The organism is Cochlodiniinecator piscidefendens (assembly GCF_011326755.1).
Taxonomy (GTDB): Bacteria; Pseudomonadota; Alphaproteobacteria; order Rhodobacterales; family Rhodobacteraceae; genus Cochlodiniinecator; species Cochlodiniinecator piscidefendens.
This window is the reverse complement of record NZ_JAAOIE010000003.1, coordinates 448,203-465,844: the sequence shown is the minus strand read 5'-3', so window position 1 is coordinate 465,844 and position 17,642 is coordinate 448,203. Positions and strand designations below refer to the sequence as shown.

Below are 17,642 nucleotides of genomic sequence, written 5' to 3'. Positions count from 1 at the left end.
ACGAGGCTGTGATGGTGCTGGACAAATCAACTGTAAAACCGCACGAACAACTTAGCGATTTCCTGTCTGAGGAAATGGGCAAAGTGAATGATCTAATTCGTGCACGCATGGCCTCAAAACACGCCCCGCGCATACCAGAGGTCACCGCCCACTTGGTCGAAGCAGGTGGCAAGCGCCTGCGCCCAATGTTAACCCTCGCTGCGGCTGAGTTGTGCGGGTACCAAGGTGAATATCACGTTCACCTCGCTGCAACTGTTGAATTCATTCACACAGCAACTTTGCTGCACGATGATGTTGTAGACGAAAGCGGTCAACGCCGTGGCCGACCAACAGCCAATTTGCTGTGGGATAATAAATCTAGCATTCTGGTTGGCGATTATCTGTTTTCACGCAGTTTTCAATTGATGGTCGAAACCGGGTCATTGAAGGTTCTCGATATTCTGGCGAATGCCTCCGCAACAATCGCAGAAGGCGAAGTGCTACAGTTGACTGCTGCGCAAGACCTTTCGACGAATGAAGACATCTACCTTCAGATTGTTCGAGGCAAAACGGCCGCGCTTTTCTCTGCTGCAACCGAAGTGGGGGGCGTTATCGCCGCAGCCCCGGATGCCGTTGTAAACGCTCTGTTCACTTATGGCGATGCATTGGGTGTTAGCTTCCAGATTGTTGATGATCTTCTTGATTATTGGGGTTCAGATGCGATCGGAAAAAACATTGGTGATGACTTCCGTGAACGTAAATTGACCCTTCCAGTTATCAAGGCTGTGGCAAAAGCGGATGATACCGAACGCGCGTTCTGGAAGCGGACCATAGAAAAGGGTGACCAACAGGACGGCGATTTAGAGCATGCGCTCGCTTTACTGAACAAACACAACGCGATGGAAGAAACACGCCAAGATGCGCTCGCGTGGGCAGATGCAGCAAAACAGGCTATCAACACCTTGCCTGAACATCCTGTACGTCAAATGCTTTCTGATATTGCTGATTATGTGGTGGCTCGCGTCAACTAAGGACTGGCGCGTGTTGCACCCACCAATCAGGGTGCTGCTCCCTCAAGTGTTGTTCAGCCTGAGCAGCAGCCTCTTTAGTCTCGAACAAACCGAAACATGTAGCGCCTGATCCGGACATACGAGACAGCGCGCAACCTTGGACGCCCTCCAATGCAACCAAAACGTCTGCAATCTCCGGCGCAATTGAAATCGCAGCAGCCTGCATATCATTGCGCTGTCCTCGCAACCAAATGATCAATTCAGCAAAGGTACTGAATTGATCAGTCATCTCCATAGACGCATTGTTTCGGCGTGTCAGCGACTTAAAAATAGCTGGGGTCGACACCCCAACACCCGGGTTGACGAGAACCATAAAGCACGGTGGCAACGACGGAACGTGCTCAAGAATATCACCGATCCCGCGCATCCGTACTGGCGTTCCTCGCAAACATACAGGTACATCGGCGCCAAGCGTGAGAGTATCTTTTTCTGAGGGCAGCGCCTGACCAAAATGCCGAGATAGCAATCTTAACGCAGCAGCAGCGTCGGCAGATCCTCCACCAATGCCAGAAGCGATAGGCAGATCCTTTTCTAGCCAAAGCGCCGCTTTACTGATATCCATTAAACGCGCTACACGTAGAACGAGATTGTCTTTTTCTGCATGCAATCCTTCACCGAAGGCCCCGTCAATTTGAAGCGAAAGCACATCAGAATCTTGCACCGAGAGCGTATCACCGACTCCAGCAAAGACAACGAGACTATCTAGAAAATGATACCCGTCCCCGCGCTGCCCTGTGATGTGCAGCGCCAAATTCACCTTAGCTGGTGCAAATTCTTTATTCGTCACCAGAAATTACCAGATCACCGTTTTCTTCTTCTGCTAATACTTCATCCAAGCCAACCTCAAGCTTACGACGAATTCGACCAGCATCCTCTTCGGCTGGTTCAAATGATAATGCGCGCCGCCACTGGAATTCCGCTTCGCGGTGACGTCCAACAACCCATAATACATCCCCTAAGTGGTCATTAAGGATTGGATCAAGAGGCGCCAATTCAACGGCACGCTCCATTGGAGCTACCGCTTCGTCGAAACGACCCAACCGATAATATACCCAACCTAGGGAATCGATGATAAAGCCATCGTCAGGGCGCGCCGCGACGGCTTGTTCTATCATGCTGAGCGCTTCATCAAGTTTTTCCTGTTTCTCAACAAGCGAGTATCCAAGATAGTTTAATACATATGGCTGCCCGGGGCTCAGCTCCAAAGCTGCGCGAAGATTTTCCTCGCTCGCCTCCCAGTCCCCCAGTCGTTCATAAGATACGCCACGCGCGTAGTAAGTCCGCCATTGGTTTGGCTCCGGCGTCCCATACAAAGCAATCGCGCTATCATAAGCCGCAACGGATTCTTCAAATAAATCATCCCGACGCAAAAAATCACCTAGCGTTGAATGCACAATTGCCAGCCCGCTATGGCTACGTGCCAATGCGCGTAAAGCCTCGATCGCAGCCTCACCCTGCCCAGCCTGATAAAGGCTATTTGCGCGGCCCATCGCCGCGATAAAATAGGATGGATCGTCCACCGGGATTTCGCTGTATACATCCGTTGCCAGATCATACAATTGCAAGTCTTCGAGCAAGTTTGCCGTAAGAAGATGCGCATCCGTAAAATCAGCGCGCAGATAAGATGAAATGCGCGCATAAAGAATAGTATAATTTGCCGGGGCATCCTGTGCCAGCACCGCAGCAACAGAATGAAAGACTTCTGCAAACCCTTCCGACGCAGAGCTCACCACAGAAAATGGAATACGCTCCCCCACCTCTAACGCCGCGCGTAGCGAAGCGACATCATTACCGCGTTCCTGAGCAAAGGTTGCCCCTAGGAGTTCTAGCGCATCCGCATTGCGATCAAGTTGGCTAAGCACTTGAATATGCGCCATGATGCTACGACGCGTGGCTGGCAATGGCCCCGCTGCTGCACCTGATAGGATTTCATCCGCCCCTTCGAAATCTCCAACGCTCGCTAGCGCAAGCGCCTTATGATAAAGACCAAAAACAGCTGTCGATTGTTCAGCTATAACTAGGTCAAACGCGTCAAAAGCTGCAGACATCTGGCCTTCGGCCGCAAATGCCCAAGCCCGAAGTAATCCATCCACCAAAGGTCCGACGCTAATCTCTGGGCCAGTTGCAGCAGTAAAGCCATCCAATTCATCTGCGTTTAACGCACCCGCAATCAGCGCAAGGTTTGCAATTTGATTATCCGCATTGATCATATGCAGTTGCTGCGCGACTGGCAGCGTCGTATCAAAACGCCCCAACCCCATATAAGCAGTAACGGCACTTTCTAATAAATTTTGATTGGACGGATCCGCGCTAAGCGCACGCGTAAAGTATAGGCTAGCAGCGTCAAAATCAGAATAAAAGCTCGCGTGTCGCGCAGCAAGATATGCGCCAGAATTGCCCTGGGCTACACTTTGCGAAGCGGTCGTCAATGCGATCATCGAAACCGCTAAAGCTTTGAAAATTCCAGTCATTACTCGCCTGCCTTATGTTGCGTTAGGTGAAACCTAGTAGCTCAGCAGCCCTAACGCAATGCGGGGCGCCCAAAAGGACGCCCCGCTCGCAAAAGATTTATACTGTGAATTACATGTTCGGGTAATTTGGTCCGTCGCCGCCTTGCGGTGTGGTCCATGTGATATTTTCAGACGGATCCTTGATATCGCAGGTTTTACAGTGAACACAGTTTTGGAAGTTGATGATGAAGCGAGGATCAGAACCCTCTTCATGCACCACTTCGTATACGCCAGCAGGGCAGTAACGCTGCGCAGGTTCGTCAAACTTTGGCAGGTTCACGTTCACCGGCACGTTCTCATCAGTCAAACGTAGGTGTGCAGGCTGGCTTTCTTCATGGTTGGTCATGGAGAAACTGACGTTAGTCAAACGATCAAAAGACAATTTGCCGTCAGGTTTCGGATAATCGATGACCTTATGCTTGGACGCTTCTTCGGTCGCTTGTGCATCGTTTTTACCGTGTTTCAACGTTCCCAGTGGGTTCCAACCAGTTAGGTTCGCCACCCACATATCAAATCCACCGAGCATCAATGATGCAGTTAGGCCAAACTTTGACCAGAGTGGTTTCACATTGCGCACGCGTTTTAGGTCAGTTGCGATTGGGCCGGTTTTTACGTCTGTTTCATAAGCCGTCAGCTCATCACCAGAACGTCCTGCTTTGATCGCATCATAAGCCGCTTCAGCAGCCGCTTTGCCTGAAATCATTGCGTTGTGGTTACCCTTAATGCGCGGCACGTTAACCATACCGGCAGAACAACCCAACAACGCACCACCCGGGAAGCAGGTTTTTGGCATAGACTGCCAACCGCCCTCAGTAATCGCGCGCGCACCATAAGCGATGCGTTTACCACCTTCTAACAACTCAGCGATCATAGGATGATGCTTAAAGCGCTGGAATTCCATGTAAGGGAACATGTGTGGATTTTTGTAGTTCAAGTGAACAACAAAACCTACGTAAACTTGGTTGTTGTCGAGGTGATAGATAAAAGAACCACCGCCCGCATTGCTACCCAAAGGCCAACCCATAGTGTGGGTCACGGTGCCTTCTTTGTGCTTGGCTGGGTCAATTTCCCAGATTTCTTTCATCCCGACGCCGTATTTTTGAACGTCGCTGTCTTTGGCAAGGTCGTACTTAGAGATCACTTGCTTCGACAACGAACCACGCACACCCTCAGAAAGGAATACATATTTACCATGCAGCTCCATACCGGGTTCGTAGTTAGCACCGTGGCTTCCGTCAGCTTCGATACCAAATTCGCCAGCGATCACACCTTTGACTTCGCCGTTATCGCCATAGATCAGCTCTGAACACGCCATGCCTGGGAAAATCTCAACACCCAGTTCTTCTGCTTGTTCCGCCATCCAGCGACACACGTTGCCCATAGATACGATATAGTTGCCGTGGTTGTTCATCAATGGAGGCATTGGCGTGTTGGGAACGCGAATTTTGCCAGCTTCACCCAGAACGTAAAAATTATCTTCTTTCACCGGAACAGTGATTGGTGCGCCTTTTTCTTTCCAATCAGGAATCAGGGCATTCAAACCAGCAGGGTCAAGAACAGCGCCAGACAGAATATGCGCGCCAACTTCGGATCCCTTTTCCAACACGACAACTTCTAGGTCAGCGTCCAACTGTTTCAATCTGATCGCAGCAGATAGACCAGCAGGGCCTGCACCTACGATAACTACGTCGTATTCCATGGACTCGCGTTCGATCTCGGTCATTTTCTTTCCCTTGCAGCGCGTGTGGTATTTGAATCTTCCGCACTCGTTATCCCAACCAAGGGGCCGGGGTCAATTATAACGCGACATCCAATTACATACGGGCGACAGATCACAATAATCCGAAACAAAAAACTGATTTTTCGACAAATTCTATACCAAAATCCCCTGAGTTCGGCTTCTGGGTTATTCCCGTGCTAACTAGCGCTTCGAAACTTCTTTAGCCATTACATAAATTTCGGTCATTCCAAGGTAATTCCCAAGCAAACATTAGCAGTGATTCCCAAACTGATTTGGTCGACTACTGCGGAAAACTGGTTCACTTCATGCAGAAATACATTGCGCGTAACCCCGCCAAGCAGTGCGAAAATTGCCACTGATCTCTTGGAGCGGTACCATATCACCCGACGACCGCCCCTTGACTTCATCCCGCCCAGTCGGGTTAAGAACAATAAGCCTTATCAATCCCGCAACAGGAACCGGAGATTTATGGAAAAGATACCAATGACACGCGCGGGTCACACCGCGCTTGATGCCGAACTAAAGCATTTGAAATCCGTCGAACGCCCTTCCGTGATCAAAGCGATCGCCGAAGCCCGAGAACACGGCGATTTATCTGAGAACGCCGAATACCATTCGGCGCGCGAGAAACAAAGCTTCATCGAAGGGCGCATCAAAGAGCTAGAGGCAATTTTGTCTTTGGCCGAAGTCATTGATCCGTCCACTCTATCTGGCTCAATCAAATTCGGGGCAAAAATCGACTTGGTTGACGAAGACACTGACGAAGAGAAATCATTTCAAATCGTTGGAGAACACGAAGCTGACATCGAGCGCGGGCTGCTGAATATCAAATCGCCTCTCGCACGCGCATTGATCGGCAAAGAAGAAGGTGACAGTGTAGAAGTGAAAACCCCCGGTGGGGATCGCGGCTACGAAGTGCTCAAGGTTGTGTTTTCTTAACTCTGTTATAGCAAGGCCCAATTATGGCTGATCGGAAAAACGATTCACCAATAGACCTCGGCGTGTATGACGCGCCAGAGGACCCCAAGGTGACGCCAGCAGAACTGATTGCAATTGTTCTCAGTGTGGCTTGGATGGGGTTAACAGCCCTGTTTTTCTTTTTTGCCAGCGCGCCAGACAGCACGTCCACATTTGATCCGCTCAATTTCGTCATGACACTATTGGCGATCTTTTTACCAATAGCCGTTATTTGGATTGGGGCCATGGCGGCGCGCAGTTCACGTACGATGAAACAAGAGAGCGCGCGCCTGCAAGCTGCGATTGACGGCATGCGCCAAACCTATCTTCAACAAAGCCACGCAGGCGGTGTAAACAAAACATCTGTCGAAAAAAAGCTAGATGAAATTGCCGCAGCCCAGCGGATGACCGAAACGGCATTGGTGACATTTACATCGTCGCGTGAACGCGAAGATGTAGCAATTGCCAAGCCAGCGCTCCCCGCCCCACCGATTGACGATGAGGGACAAACCGCACTCGCCCTAGGTACAACGGCAGAAGACATAACCAACCCTTTGTCTACCGCAGACTTTATCCGCGCGTTGAATTTTCCCGAAAACGAACATGACGTCGAAGGCTTTAATGCCCTACGCCGTGCCTTAAAGTCGCGCGAAACAGCCAAACTTGTGCAGGCAGCACAAGATGCCCTGACCCTTCTGTCGCAAGATGGGATTTACATGGATGATCTGCGCCCAGACCTAGCGCGCCCAGATATCTGGAGAAAGTTTGCCGACGGCGAACGCGGGCGCACCATCGCAGCTCTCGGCGGCATTCGTGACCGTTCAAGCCTCGCGCTGACATCTGGGCGGATGCGCAAAGACACAATTTTTCGCGACGTCGCCCATCATTTCTTGCGTCAGTTTGACAAATCTTTTGTCACGTTTGTCGAAACAGCAACAGACCAAGACATCGCTGAGCTGTCAGCAACCCGAACCGCGCGGGCATTTATGTTATTGGGCCGTGTAACTGGCACATTTGACTAGACATCAAAGCCCGAAACTACCGTAAGGCAAAAAGCGAACCAAATCGCCTGGACGGACGTGTTGTGCCTCATCGCTGAGCTCAACCAACCCATCCGCCCAAGTCAGCCCCGAAATGCGACCTGACCCTTCAGATGCGAACACTTCAACGGTGCCTTCATCGGTCATACGGGCACGAAGATACTCCCGACGGCCTGCCTTTTTACGCTTTTCAAAGGCTGCAGGCACTTGAAACCCCTGTGGTGTTTTCCAAGATTTTCCCGCCAGAATTCCACAGGCTGGTACCGCAAAAACCAATGCAGTAACGAAGGCAGCCACGGGGTTTCCCGGTAAACCGAAAACCGGAACACCCTGCCAAAGCCCAAGCGCCAATGGTCGGCCGGGTTTCAAAGCGATGCGCCACATCTGCATTGCACCAGCTTCATTCAATAGCGCAGACATATGATCTTCGTCCCCGGCAGATGCGCCGCCAGATGTCAGTAAAACATCTACCTGAGTTGCCATTTCATCCAACGCAGAGCGCAACACATCACGATCATCGCCAACATGCCCAAGATCAAGCGCTTCATACCCCAATCGCGCCACCATCGAGAGTAACATTGGTCGGTTCGCATCGTAGGTTTTGGCCGGATCAAGAGTGGCACCCGGCGCAACCAACTCATCCCCTGTTGAAATCACCCCAACACGAAGTTGGCGGAAAACCTGAACTTCAGACAAACCCAATGCTGATAGTAATGCTAAATCTACGGAGCGCAGTTTCGTGCCTTTTGAAAACGCGACAGAACCAGCTTCAACATCCTCACCCGCTTTGCGGGCGTTCGCTCCGGCCCTTTTAGGTTTTTCGAAGGCCACCTCGGTATCGGACGTATTGCAGTCCTCTTCCAAGACAACTGTGTCTACCCCTTCCGGTAATACTGCCCCCGTCAAAATCCTAATTGCAGCACCCTCCGGCACCCGCCCATCATAAGGCGCGCCCGCCGCAGCGCGCCCCACGACCAAGGGAACCGCGTTCCCCCCGGATGGGATCGCCGCAAATGCAAACCCATACCCATCGACGGCTGAATTTGCGGCTGGAGGATTTGAACGTACCGCTAAGTGATCTTTGGCCAAAATCCGGCCAATGGCATCTGCGACTGCAACAGTTTCAACTGCACAGACACACTCTAAAGCAGCGCGCAAATACGCGAGTGCCTCGTCCACAGGAGTCCAATTCACACCTAGTGGCAATGAGAAGCAATCATCTTTTAACGTCGGTGCTTTTAGCTCAGTCATACTTTTTCCAGTTCGGCGTGGTTCAGCACAAAATCAGCCAGCGCATTGGTGTCGTTTAGATCGATAACCGGTACATCAATGCCCTCTAGGGCAATGTCCGATGCCACCGCGACAATGCTATCATCGGAGCGCGCGATCAAATCTTTGCCAATTTCAGCGCGATGTGCTTCGATCTTTGGATGGCGATCAGCTTTGTAACCTTCAATCAAAACCAGATCGACCGGGTTAAGCTGTTTCAGCAGTTCTTCGAGCGATAGTTCCTCCGCTTCGCGCAGTTCGGTCATCAGAGCCCACCGGTTATTGGACGACAGCATCACCTGTTGCGCTCCAGCTGCACGGTGGCGAAAACTATCCCGACCTTCTTGGTCAACATCAAAACTGTGGTGGGCGTGTTTAACCGTAGAAACCGTAAATCCGCGCGCAATGATTTCAGAAACCAACCGTTCCATCAGCCCGGTTTTTCCGTTGTTCTTCCATCCGGTGACGCCAAAGATTTTCATGTGTTACCACCCATCATCGCCGCAGCCTTTTCCAAATCTTCTGGTGTGTTCACATTAAAAAACGGATCAATTCGAAATACTGGAAAAACCGCTTCTGAAGCGTTGTGCTTTTCCGTCCAAATCACAACTTTTCGCACACCATCGTTTAAGGCTGCCCTCAGGTCATCCCGCAATGCGACAGGCCACAAACCAAACGTCGGCTGGCGCAACACTCCTTTTTTCGGATGAGGCGAAGCAGCAAGCGCAACTTCAACGCCCTTTAGCTCTGCCGCCAATCGCAACTGAGGCACCAAATCCGCCGGAAAAAAAGGCGTATCAGCTGCAACACTAACAACGTGCGATGCCCCACGCGCCGCAGCCCAATCTAAACCGGATAAAACGCCAGCCAACGGGCCAGCGAACCCGTCAATGCTATCGGAGATCACAGGAAGGCCAAATCGATCAAAACGGGTCGCATCCCCGTTTGCATTCAAAGCCAGCCCCGCAACCTGAGGTTCAATCCGATCAATAACATGCGACAAGATCGAGCGCCCGCCCAACTGCAATAGGCTTTTGTCACCGCCACCCATACGGGTTGCCAGACCGCCAGCCAATATCACACCTAGAATATCCATCAGTTGCCCTTACGCCCATGTTTGCGATTTTCATCTGGGATCTGGTTAGGGTCCGCATCCCAAACCAGACGTTCTTCTCCCGCCAAACAAACAAACCGCTTGCCCTTCATACGTCCAATCAACGTCAATCCAACTTCGCGCGCAATTTCAACACCCCAAGCCGTAAACCCCGACCGGGACACAAGCGCCGGAATGCCCATCATCGCTGTCTTAATCACCATTTCAGAGGTCAATCGACCGGTTGTATAGAGAATTTTATCATCCGCTGACACACCTTCAGACAACATCCATCCGGCAATTTTATCGACCGCATTATGACGCCCAACATCTTCCATATAAACAAGAGGAACATCCCCTTTGCACAAGACAGTTCCGTGTATAGCACCCGCTTCTAAATACAGGCTCGGGGTGCGATTAATTTGTGCTGACAATCGATACAGCCACGAAGTTTGAAGCGCTGTTTGCGGCAATTCCAACCCTTCAAGCCCTTCCATCATGTCCCCAAAAACCGTGCCAACAGCACAGCCAGAGGTGCGCGTCTTTTTCTTTAACTTCTCTTCGTAGGTCGTTTGCCCATCAGTGCGCACCACTGCGGTTTCCAATTCAGCATCGTAGTCCACCCCCAAAACGGTTTCGCCAGGCTGTAGCATCCCTTGGTTACGCAAAAAACCAAGCGCAAGGTATTCAGGATAATCGCCTATCGTCATGGCCGTTACGATCTCTTGGCCATTTAAGAAAATCGTCAACGGGCGTTCCTCGACAACAGAAAGCGGGATTTCATCTCCGTTATGGTCCCGCCCGATCACGGCGCGCGTTAGATCACCCCGTTTGGGATCTGGAGCGATCAAAAAATGATCGAGGTCATCACGGGTTGTCATTTGCATCTTCCCAACTTTAGAGGCATGGATAGTCGAGTATAGTTTAGGGACACTTCATGGCTTCCTCCACCATCAAATCCGCCTACTTACGCGGTCTACGCGACGGGGCGCCTTTTTTGCTCGTTGCGATCCCATTTGCCACGCTGTTTGGCGTTGTTGCAACCGAAGCCGGCTTAAGTATTTTGGAGACTTTTAGTTTTAGTCTGCTCGCCGTCGCGGGTGCGGCGCAATTCGCGGCAATTCAGCAAATGGTCGACAACGCGCCCACCATTATTGTTCTCGCGACAGCGCTTGCGGTGAATTTGCGTATGGCCATGTATTCAGCGGCACTTGCCCCGTATCTAGGCCCTGCTCCTCTCTGGCAACGCGCACTGGCCAGTTTTTTCTTATTCGACCAAAACTACGCTTTGGCTGTTTCCGAATTCGAAAAGAAACCAGAAATGCCGACCAATCAAAAAGTGGCGTATTTTCTTGGTGCTGCGAGCTTAATTTCACCATTCTGGTTTGGAATGACCTTAGTCGGCGCATTGGTTGGCAACGCAATACCAGACGCATTCGCACTCGACTTCGCGCTACCGATTACATTTCTCTCTTTAATCGGCCCAGCCATTCGAACCCCAGCTCATATGATCGCGGTCATAGTGTCTGTCAGTGCGGCACTGGGCTTTGCATTCTTACCTTTGAACCTAGGATTACTCATCGCAGCCGTTCTTGCCATGATGGCCGGGGCGCAAACCGAGCTTTGGCTAGAAAGGCGCGGAAAATGGAACTAAGTACCTTTGAAATATGGACCAACATCGTATTGATCGGGATTGGCACGTTTTTCATCCGGTTTTCATTCGTCGGCATCATTGGTGATCGCGACATTCCCGACTGGATTCTTCGGCATTTACGCTACACACCCGTTGCCGTTCTGCCTGGTTTGGTTGCACCACTCATTTTATGGCCTGCCGCAACGCAAGGCGAGCCTGATCCGTCACGGCTACTGGCCGCTCTTGTTGCATTTGCGGTCGGGTATTTTAGCAAAAATGTACTTGCCTCAATCGCAAGCGGAATCATTACATTATTGGTGATGATCTATTTTCTGGCATAAAAAAAGCCCCGCAACCGCGGGGCTTTTTTCAAAATCGAAACTGATTTAGGCGCCTTGCCCTGCCAAAACAGAACTATTGTCGTCGGCATCGTCATCATAAACAGTTTCACTTCTCACACCCGGTAATTCACCGAAAGCGTTCATTGTACGCTTTGGGAACCAACTGACTGAAATGCTTTCAAAACCAGGAAGCTGCGACAGAACATCTGAAATGCTGCGCGAACACTGGGCTTTAGGAACAGCGCCATAGTTCTGAACGATGCGCAGCGCCAATTCCGCAACTTCAGGCGAAACTTCAACGGTTTGGACCACTGTGCGATAAGTTTCACGCGTGTGGAAATCCATATAGAAAGAAAGCACCTGCTCATTCACACCGAAATGAACATCATTTCTTTCTGGAATTTGCTGATGATACCATGTTCCCGCCGGATCGAACAAAACCCGCTGGCTGCCATTCACCATCAAACCAGAATGCGCGCCCGCGTTGGAGCGGTTACTGATCACAGTAAAAAGGGTCAAAGAGGTCGGCCCATCATGCCGATAAACCGCCTGGGCGACCTCATCGTCTGGCGCCCATTTTGGCTCAGCTGTGGAACCACAAGCAGCCAGAAGAGCCGGCAAGAACAAACACAACAGAAAACGACGCATTGAAAATCTATCCGTTTTGATGAGGCCTGAGCCCCAAAGATCATTAGCTATTAAAAACGGCCATGATGATCAGCACGGCGATAGCGGCGCATGACACATAGATGGACCCTTTGATGAAGCCATCATAGGCTTTTTCTTGGGCAGTAGTATCCATTTTACCGTGTTCAAATTTTTCGTCAGCCATCTGTATATCCTTAGAGTTCGCTTTTTCGTCCATTTAGACGATTTCAAAGGTTCTGTCACGCCCATGCGACCAAATGCGTTAAGAGTCTTCCAAATCTTTGGCCAACCGAAACCCAATTCGATTAGGTTCAACATGTTCAACAGCCTTGGGCAATGCCCGTAACATAACATTAAGCTGAGTCACATGTTGGACAAGCTGCGTTTTTGAACCGTTTTCGTCTGTGCCGTAAAATGTGATCAGGTCTGGATCAAAATACCCCATGCCTTCGATTCGCATAACGCCCACATCGCCACCCGCAAATCCCATCGCGGCTTCTTGTTCGTTATCCAACGTTTTTTCGAAGTTTTGGATATAGAGGATGATCCGCTCATAGGCCCATTGCGCCGCGCTTTTTTGCTGAACGGGTGTTTTAGCAACCGTTTCGGGGACCTCTTCGCTACCAGCCGTGATACTGCCGTCTGGATTACAACGTACCTTGCGCGATCTCGGGAGCGCATCTGCCTCTGCAGCCTCAGCGGAGGTTTGAATTTCGTCAGCCATCGTTAGTCCCTTGCCTGCCACAACCAAGCCCCGTCATCGCGGCGCATGCGTGTGGCTTTACCAATCTGATATAGGTGCGAAACGTGGGCCATTGCTTCGACCAGTGCAAGGCCATATTCACCCGCCCCTATCGCGCGCTTGAAAAGTGGCACAAAGCAATCGCCGGCAGTCTTAGGGGTTTTGATGTGAGCCATCAGTCGATCTAAGGCCCCATGATGATTTTCAATCAATTGACGCATACGCGATGGCAAACCCGTAAACGGCAGCTTATGCCCCGCTAAAACCAGGTGATCTTCACGCGCGAGCGGGGCTAAGCGTTCACAAGCCTCCAACCAATCCCCCAATGGGTCCGCTTCGGGCTCCGTCGCATAGACCCCTACATTTGGCGAAATAGACGCGATAATTTGATCGCCCGAAATCACAAGATTGTCATCGCGCGACCACAGCGTCAGGTGCTCAGGCGCATGTCCATTGCCCATGTGAATATCCCAATCGCGCCCGCCGATTCGAACAACATCCCCCTGCTTCATACGTTTAAAACCCAGCGGCATAGGGGCCACAACATCGGCAAAGTTAAACGGACGTTCCTGTTTGCGTTGTTCTAAAATCTCAGCATCCATCCCGCAGGATTGCCAAAACTCTATGGTTTCGGCTGGCGGCGTGTCCTGCTCATCCAACATCAACATACGTGAAAACAACCAAGCAGTGCGCGTAGTCCACAGCTCTGCCCCGTGTTCAGATTGGAACCATCCAGCCATTCCAACATGATCCGGGTGATGGTGCGTCACCACCACGCGCGAAACAGGTTTTCCTTGCATCGGCCCAGCCAACAGTTGTTCCCACACACGGCGGGTCCGCTTACTGTCAAATCCCGTGTCGATAATGGTCCAACTATCGCCTTCGTCTAACGCATATACGTTTACGTGGTCCAACTTCATTGGCAGGGGCAAACGCATCCACAGCACACCCGGCGCGACCTCTGTCGCTTCGCCCTCGACGGGCGCTTCGGGGAACGGGTATCTCAAGGGTTCAAATGTCATGTTCATTGCGCCGATAAATCATCTGCGCTTAGGGCATACAAGCCCGAAGCCCCTTCGCGTGCGTGTGACATGGCAGCCAGCCCCTCAGGCAACAGCCGCTTAATATAAAAGGCGGCCAGCGCAACCCGTGGCCCATCGCCCGCAGCGACAGCGGCCTTTAAATGCGCATGCGCCCCAAGCACCCGAGCAAACGCGCGTAAAAACGGAACCGCCCCTGCGAAACGTTCGTTCAAATCGGGTTGAGCAACAAAAAGCTCAACAGTTTCGCGCATGGTTTCGGCAGCGGACCACAAAGGTTCAGCCAAATCAGGATGATCCAGACGCGCGGCTTCGGCGGTTTCTTCAACCTCTTCAAGCAATCTGAACGCCGCTTCGCCCCCGTCCATCAATTTACGTGCCACCAAATCCATCGCCTGAATGCCATTGGTGCCCTCGTATATCGCAGTTACACGAACATCCCGACAATATTGGGCGGCTCCGGTTTCTTCAATGAAGCCCATACCCCCATGTACCTGCACGCCCATATAAGACACTTCGTTCCCAATATCGGTGCCATGCGCCTTTGCGATTGGTGTTAAAAACGCAGCGCGTGCAGCCCAGTCCGGCCCTCCAGAGGCACGCCCCATGTCGATCGCAACAGCACAGGACAATGCGATGGAGCGCGCAGCAAAGATTTCAGCCTTCATTGACGTTAACATGCGACGTACATCCGCATGGTCTATAATCGCACCAGTGCCACCTTCAATAGGGCTACGTCCCTGTTTACGATCAAGCGCATAGGACACAGCATGTTGATACGCACCTTCTGCGGCACCGATCCCTTCGCCCCCGACTCCAAGGCGTGCATTGTTCATCATCGTGAACATTGCCTTCATTCCATTGTGCGGTGCGCCAATCATCCACCCGGTTGCACCATCAAATTGCATAACCGCCGTCGGGGAACCGTGCAGGCCCATCTTATCTTCAAGCGAAACAACCTTTAAACTGTTTGCAACACCTGGATTCCCTTCAGCATCAGGCATGTATTTTGGCACGAGAAACAGACTGATCCCCTTGGTTCCGTTTGGCCCATCTGGCAGCCGCGCCAACACCAAGTGACAGACATTTCCCGAAAAATCGTTATCGCCCCAGCTGATAAAAATCTTCTGCCCGGTCACCGCAAAACTACCGTCACCGTTCTCAATCGCTTTGCTCGACAGCGCGCCAACATCAGACCCCGCCTGCGCCTCGGTTAAGTTCATGGTGCCGCACCATTCACCTGATACAAGCTTTGGCAGATAAACGTCTTTGATCTCATCTGACGCATGATGTTCCAACGCTTCGATTTGGCCCTGTGTCATCAACGGGTTGAGTTGTAAGGACAGACAGGCCCCCGCCATCATTTCATTCACACTTGAAGCAACGGTCATGGGCAAACCCATTCCACCAAAATCAGGTGTTGCAGCCATGCCGACCCAGCCTCCCTCTGCGATAGCTTGGTATCCGCCAGCAAACCCCTTTGACGTGCGCACTACACCGTTTTCCAACTGTGCCGGATCGAGATCACCGTTGCGCTGTAGCGGCGCCAATACTTCATCACAAAGCTTACCTGCTTCGCCTAAGATCGCATCGGTTAGATCCGCGCTTGCCTCACCGAATTGATCCGTCGCCCGCACTTGGTCAAAACCAACCACATGGTCATAGATGAACTTATATTCTTCAACCGGTGCACGATAAGCCATGTGTTCCCTTCCCAAATGCGCCAAAGTGTGTAGAAACAGCGCAAATTCCATTCTTCACCCCTAGGGTATCTTGCCCACACCACGGGGCAACAGAGACGCAACGTCACAGGCGCGCAAATGTCGATTGAACTAAAAACGGAAACCCTTGCAACTGATAAGGCAGGCCTCGAAAAAGCCTCTGCCATTTTGCATAATGGTGGCCTTGTCGCGCTCCCGACCGAGACCGTTTACGGTCTTGGCGGTGATGCCTGCAATGGACAGGCTGTAGCAAAAATATTCGAGGCAAAAGGACGCCCGAGTTTCAATCCCCTTATTGCGCATGTCGCTGACCTGGAGATGGCGCAAAAATTCGGCGCATTTAGCGAAGACGCCTTGCGTCTTGCCGCAACATTTTGGCCCGGGCCGCTGACATTGGTCGTGCCATTACAAAAAAATTCTGACCTATCACACCTCACCAGCGCCGGATTGAACACTATCGGCTTACGCGTACCCGCACACCCGATTGCCTCCAGCCTACTGCGCGTGTTTGGCAAACCCATCGCGGCCCCTTCCGCGAACTTATCAGGGCACATCAGCGCGACCTCTGCCGAACATGTTTTGGCCGACCTAAACGGACGCATTCACGCCATTGTCGATGCGGGCCCATGCGAAGTAGGCGTTGAATCAACCATCATCGGCTTTGATCCTGAACCAACATTATTGCGCCCCGGCGGCCTTCCTGTTGAAGTCATTGAGGCTTGCATCGGGCGCACTTTACTAACGCATATTCCGGGTGCGGCACCCACGGCACCCGGGCAACTTTCGTCGCACTATGCACCGAACGCAATAATGCGCCTGAATGCGAAATCTGTTCGCGAGGATGAAATTCTTCTCGGATTTGGACCTGTCGACGGCGCCACACTTAATCTTTCACCATCCGCCGATATGGTGGAGGCCGCAGCAAATCTGTTTGATTACATGCATCAGCTCGACGGGCAGGCAAACACGATCGCCGTGTCGCCCATTCCCAATACCGGCCTTGGTCTTGCGATCAATGATCGTTTAACCCGCGCCGCAGCTCCAAGGTAATGCGCAGGGCTTAACCTGCAACAGCCGCCCGGATCGCCCGAATGTTCTCACCATATGGTGCTGGGTTCAAAACAGATCCACCTTTGAACACCGCTGATCCTGCAACCAAAACATCTGCCCCTGCTTCAACAACCAATGGCGCAGTTTCTGGCGTAACACCACCATCGATCTCGATATGAATTGGCCGATCACCAATCATCGCGCGCAAAGCCCGCACTTTTTCCACTTGCGAGTGAATGAACTTCTGACCGCCGAATCCGGGGTTCACTGTCATGACACAAACCAAATCCACCATGTCCAATAGATAATCGACGCTTTCCACAGGCGTCCCCGGGTTCAACGCAATACCCGCTTTCGCCCCGGCGCCGCGGATCGCTTGCAAAGTGCGGTGAACATGCGCGCCGGCTTCGACATGGGCGGTAATCACATCGGCCCCTGAATCTGCGAAAGCCTCGATATAAGCATCGACAGGCGAAATCATCAGATGCACATCCATAACGCCCTTAATATGAGGACGGATTGCTTTGCAGGTGGCCGGGCCAAATGTGATATTTGGCACAAAATGCCCATCCATCACGTCAACATGCACCCAATCAGCGCCCTGCGCTTCCACGGCTTCGCATTCGGCACCAAAATTAGCAAAATCAGCAGATAGAATCGACGGGGCAATTTTCACAGAACGATCAAAGGACATTTTAGCTCTCCTCGGGGGCCAGTGACGGCAAAATTGGGGTTGCGCCCCTCCTAACGGCAAATTTAACGCTTGGAAACCATAGAAATATGAAGTTTGACCATATGATCAAACTTG

19 protein-coding genes are annotated in these 17,642 nt (G+C 51.7%); 6 read left to right on the top strand and 13 right to left on the bottom strand.

What is annotated here, in order from left to right; translation table 11 throughout:
- Positions 1 to 11: 11 nt before the first annotated feature.
- Positions 12 to 1,010: a polyprenyl synthetase family protein gene (locus tag G9C99_RS11185; RefSeq protein WP_166417656.1), complete on the top strand. Its 999-nt coding sequence runs from the start codon at positions 12 to 14 to the stop codon at positions 1,008 to 1,010.
- On the opposite strand, the gene G9C99_RS11180 is transcribed toward G9C99_RS11185, so the two are convergent.
- The 3 genes from G9C99_RS11180 to G9C99_RS11170 form a co-directional block, all read right to left on the bottom strand.
- Positions 1,003 to 1,836, bottom strand: a complete 834-nt coding sequence (locus G9C99_RS11180; protein ID WP_166417561.1) for a 4-(cytidine 5'-diphospho)-2-C-methyl-D-erythritol kinase — start codon at positions 1,834 to 1,836, stop codon at positions 1,003 to 1,005. The two genes, G9C99_RS11185 and G9C99_RS11180, sit on opposite strands and share 8 nt — an antisense overlap.
- On the bottom strand, positions 1,826 to 3,520 hold the full coding sequence (locus tag G9C99_RS11175; protein ID WP_166417560.1) for a tetratricopeptide repeat protein: 1,695 nt from the start codon (positions 3,518 to 3,520) through the stop codon (positions 1,826 to 1,828). The genes G9C99_RS11180 and G9C99_RS11175 overlap by 11 nt, the downstream gene beginning before the upstream one ends.
- Before the next feature lie 109 nt (positions 3,521 to 3,629).
- Complete coding sequence (locus tag G9C99_RS11170; protein ID WP_166417559.1) at positions 3,630 to 5,282, bottom strand: electron transfer flavoprotein-ubiquinone oxidoreductase; 1,653 nt, start codon at positions 5,280 to 5,282, stop codon at positions 3,630 to 3,632.
- A gap of 486 nt (positions 5,283 to 5,768) precedes the next feature.
- Here G9C99_RS11170 and greA point away from each other — a divergent pair, with 486 nt between their 5' ends.
- A complete protein-coding gene (gene greA / locus G9C99_RS11165; RefSeq protein WP_166417558.1) occupies positions 5,769 to 6,239 on the top strand; it encodes a transcription elongation factor GreA in 471 nt (156 codons plus the stop codon).
- Between the two features lie 23 nt (positions 6,240 to 6,262).
- Positions 6,263 to 7,279 (top strand): hypothetical protein, encoded by a 1,017-nt coding sequence (locus G9C99_RS11160; protein ID WP_166417557.1) that lies wholly within the window; start codon positions 6,263 to 6,265, stop codon positions 7,277 to 7,279.
- A gap of 3 nt (positions 7,280 to 7,282) precedes the next feature.
- On the opposite strand, the gene G9C99_RS11155 is transcribed toward G9C99_RS11160, so the two are convergent.
- From G9C99_RS11155 to G9C99_RS11140, 4 genes are read right to left on the bottom strand one after another with little or no spacing between them, the layout of a single operon-like run.
- Positions 7,283 to 8,548: a molybdopterin-binding protein gene (locus G9C99_RS11155; protein ID WP_166417556.1), complete on the bottom strand. Its 1,266-nt coding sequence runs from the start codon at positions 8,546 to 8,548 to the stop codon at positions 7,283 to 7,285.
- A complete protein-coding gene (gene mobB / locus G9C99_RS11150) occupies positions 8,545 to 9,048 on the bottom strand; it encodes a molybdopterin-guanine dinucleotide biosynthesis protein B (protein ID WP_166417555.1) in 504 nt (167 codons plus the stop codon). The genes G9C99_RS11155 and mobB overlap by 4 nt, the downstream gene beginning before the upstream one ends.
- Entirely contained in the window at positions 9,045 to 9,665 is a 621-nt protein-coding gene (gene mobA, locus G9C99_RS11145; RefSeq protein ID WP_166417655.1) for a molybdenum cofactor guanylyltransferase MobA, read from the bottom strand. Before mobA ends, mobB begins: the two co-directional genes overlap by 4 nt.
- Positions 9,662 to 10,546 carry a formate dehydrogenase accessory sulfurtransferase FdhD gene (locus G9C99_RS11140; RefSeq protein ID WP_166417554.1) on the bottom strand — a complete coding sequence of 295 codons (885 nt, stop codon included), beginning with the start codon at positions 10,544 to 10,546 and terminating at the stop codon, positions 9,662 to 9,664. The genes mobA and G9C99_RS11140 overlap by 4 nt, the downstream gene beginning before the upstream one ends.
- 50 nt (positions 10,547 to 10,596) lie before the next feature.
- On the opposite strand from G9C99_RS11140, the gene G9C99_RS11135 reads away from it, so the two are divergent.
- A complete protein-coding gene (locus G9C99_RS11135) occupies positions 10,597 to 11,313 on the top strand; it encodes an AzlC family ABC transporter permease (protein ID WP_166417553.1) in 717 nt (238 codons plus the stop codon).
- Entirely contained in the window at positions 11,304 to 11,633 is a 330-nt protein-coding gene (locus G9C99_RS11130) for an AzlD domain-containing protein (protein WP_166417552.1), read from the top strand. Before G9C99_RS11135 ends, G9C99_RS11130 begins: the two co-directional genes overlap by 10 nt.
- Positions 11,634 to 11,678: 45 nt before the next feature.
- On the opposite strand, the gene G9C99_RS11125 is transcribed toward G9C99_RS11130, so the two are convergent.
- The 5 genes from G9C99_RS11125 to G9C99_RS11105 form a co-directional block, all read right to left on the bottom strand.
- Positions 11,679 to 12,281 carry a hypothetical protein gene (locus G9C99_RS11125; RefSeq protein ID WP_166417551.1) on the bottom strand — a complete coding sequence of 201 codons (603 nt, stop codon included), beginning with the start codon at positions 12,279 to 12,281 and terminating at the stop codon, positions 11,679 to 11,681.
- A gap of 43 nt (positions 12,282 to 12,324) precedes the next feature.
- Positions 12,325 to 12,465, bottom strand: coding sequence for an aa3-type cytochrome c oxidase subunit IV (locus G9C99_RS11120; RefSeq protein WP_166417550.1), 141 nt, complete (start codon positions 12,463 to 12,465; stop codon positions 12,325 to 12,327).
- 78 nt (positions 12,466 to 12,543) lie between these two features.
- The gene (locus G9C99_RS11115; protein ID WP_166417549.1) at positions 12,544 to 13,005 is read right to left on the bottom strand and encodes a DUF6173 family protein; all 462 of its coding nucleotides are present in this window, start codon (positions 13,003 to 13,005) and stop codon (positions 12,544 to 12,546) included.
- Positions 13,006 to 13,007: 2 nt separating this feature from the next.
- Positions 13,008 to 14,045, bottom strand: coding sequence for an MBL fold metallo-hydrolase (locus tag G9C99_RS11110; RefSeq protein ID WP_166417548.1), 1,038 nt, complete (start codon positions 14,043 to 14,045; stop codon positions 13,008 to 13,010).
- 2 nt (positions 14,046 to 14,047) lie between these two features.
- Entirely contained in the window at positions 14,048 to 15,766 is a 1,719-nt protein-coding gene (locus G9C99_RS11105) for an acyl-CoA dehydrogenase (protein WP_166417654.1), read from the bottom strand.
- Between the two features lie 117 nt (positions 15,767 to 15,883).
- On the opposite strand from G9C99_RS11105, the gene G9C99_RS11100 reads away from it, so the two are divergent.
- The gene (locus G9C99_RS11100) at positions 15,884 to 16,834 is read left to right on the top strand and encodes an L-threonylcarbamoyladenylate synthase (RefSeq protein ID WP_166417547.1); all 951 of its coding nucleotides are present in this window, start codon (positions 15,884 to 15,886) and stop codon (positions 16,832 to 16,834) included.
- A gap of 10 nt (positions 16,835 to 16,844) precedes the next feature.
- Here the strand turns inward: G9C99_RS11100 and rpe are convergent, their stop codons facing one another.
- Positions 16,845 to 17,528: a ribulose-phosphate 3-epimerase gene (gene rpe / locus G9C99_RS11095; protein WP_166417546.1), complete on the bottom strand. Its 684-nt coding sequence runs from the start codon at positions 17,526 to 17,528 to the stop codon at positions 16,845 to 16,847.
- Positions 17,529 to 17,642 lie beyond the last annotated feature (114 nt).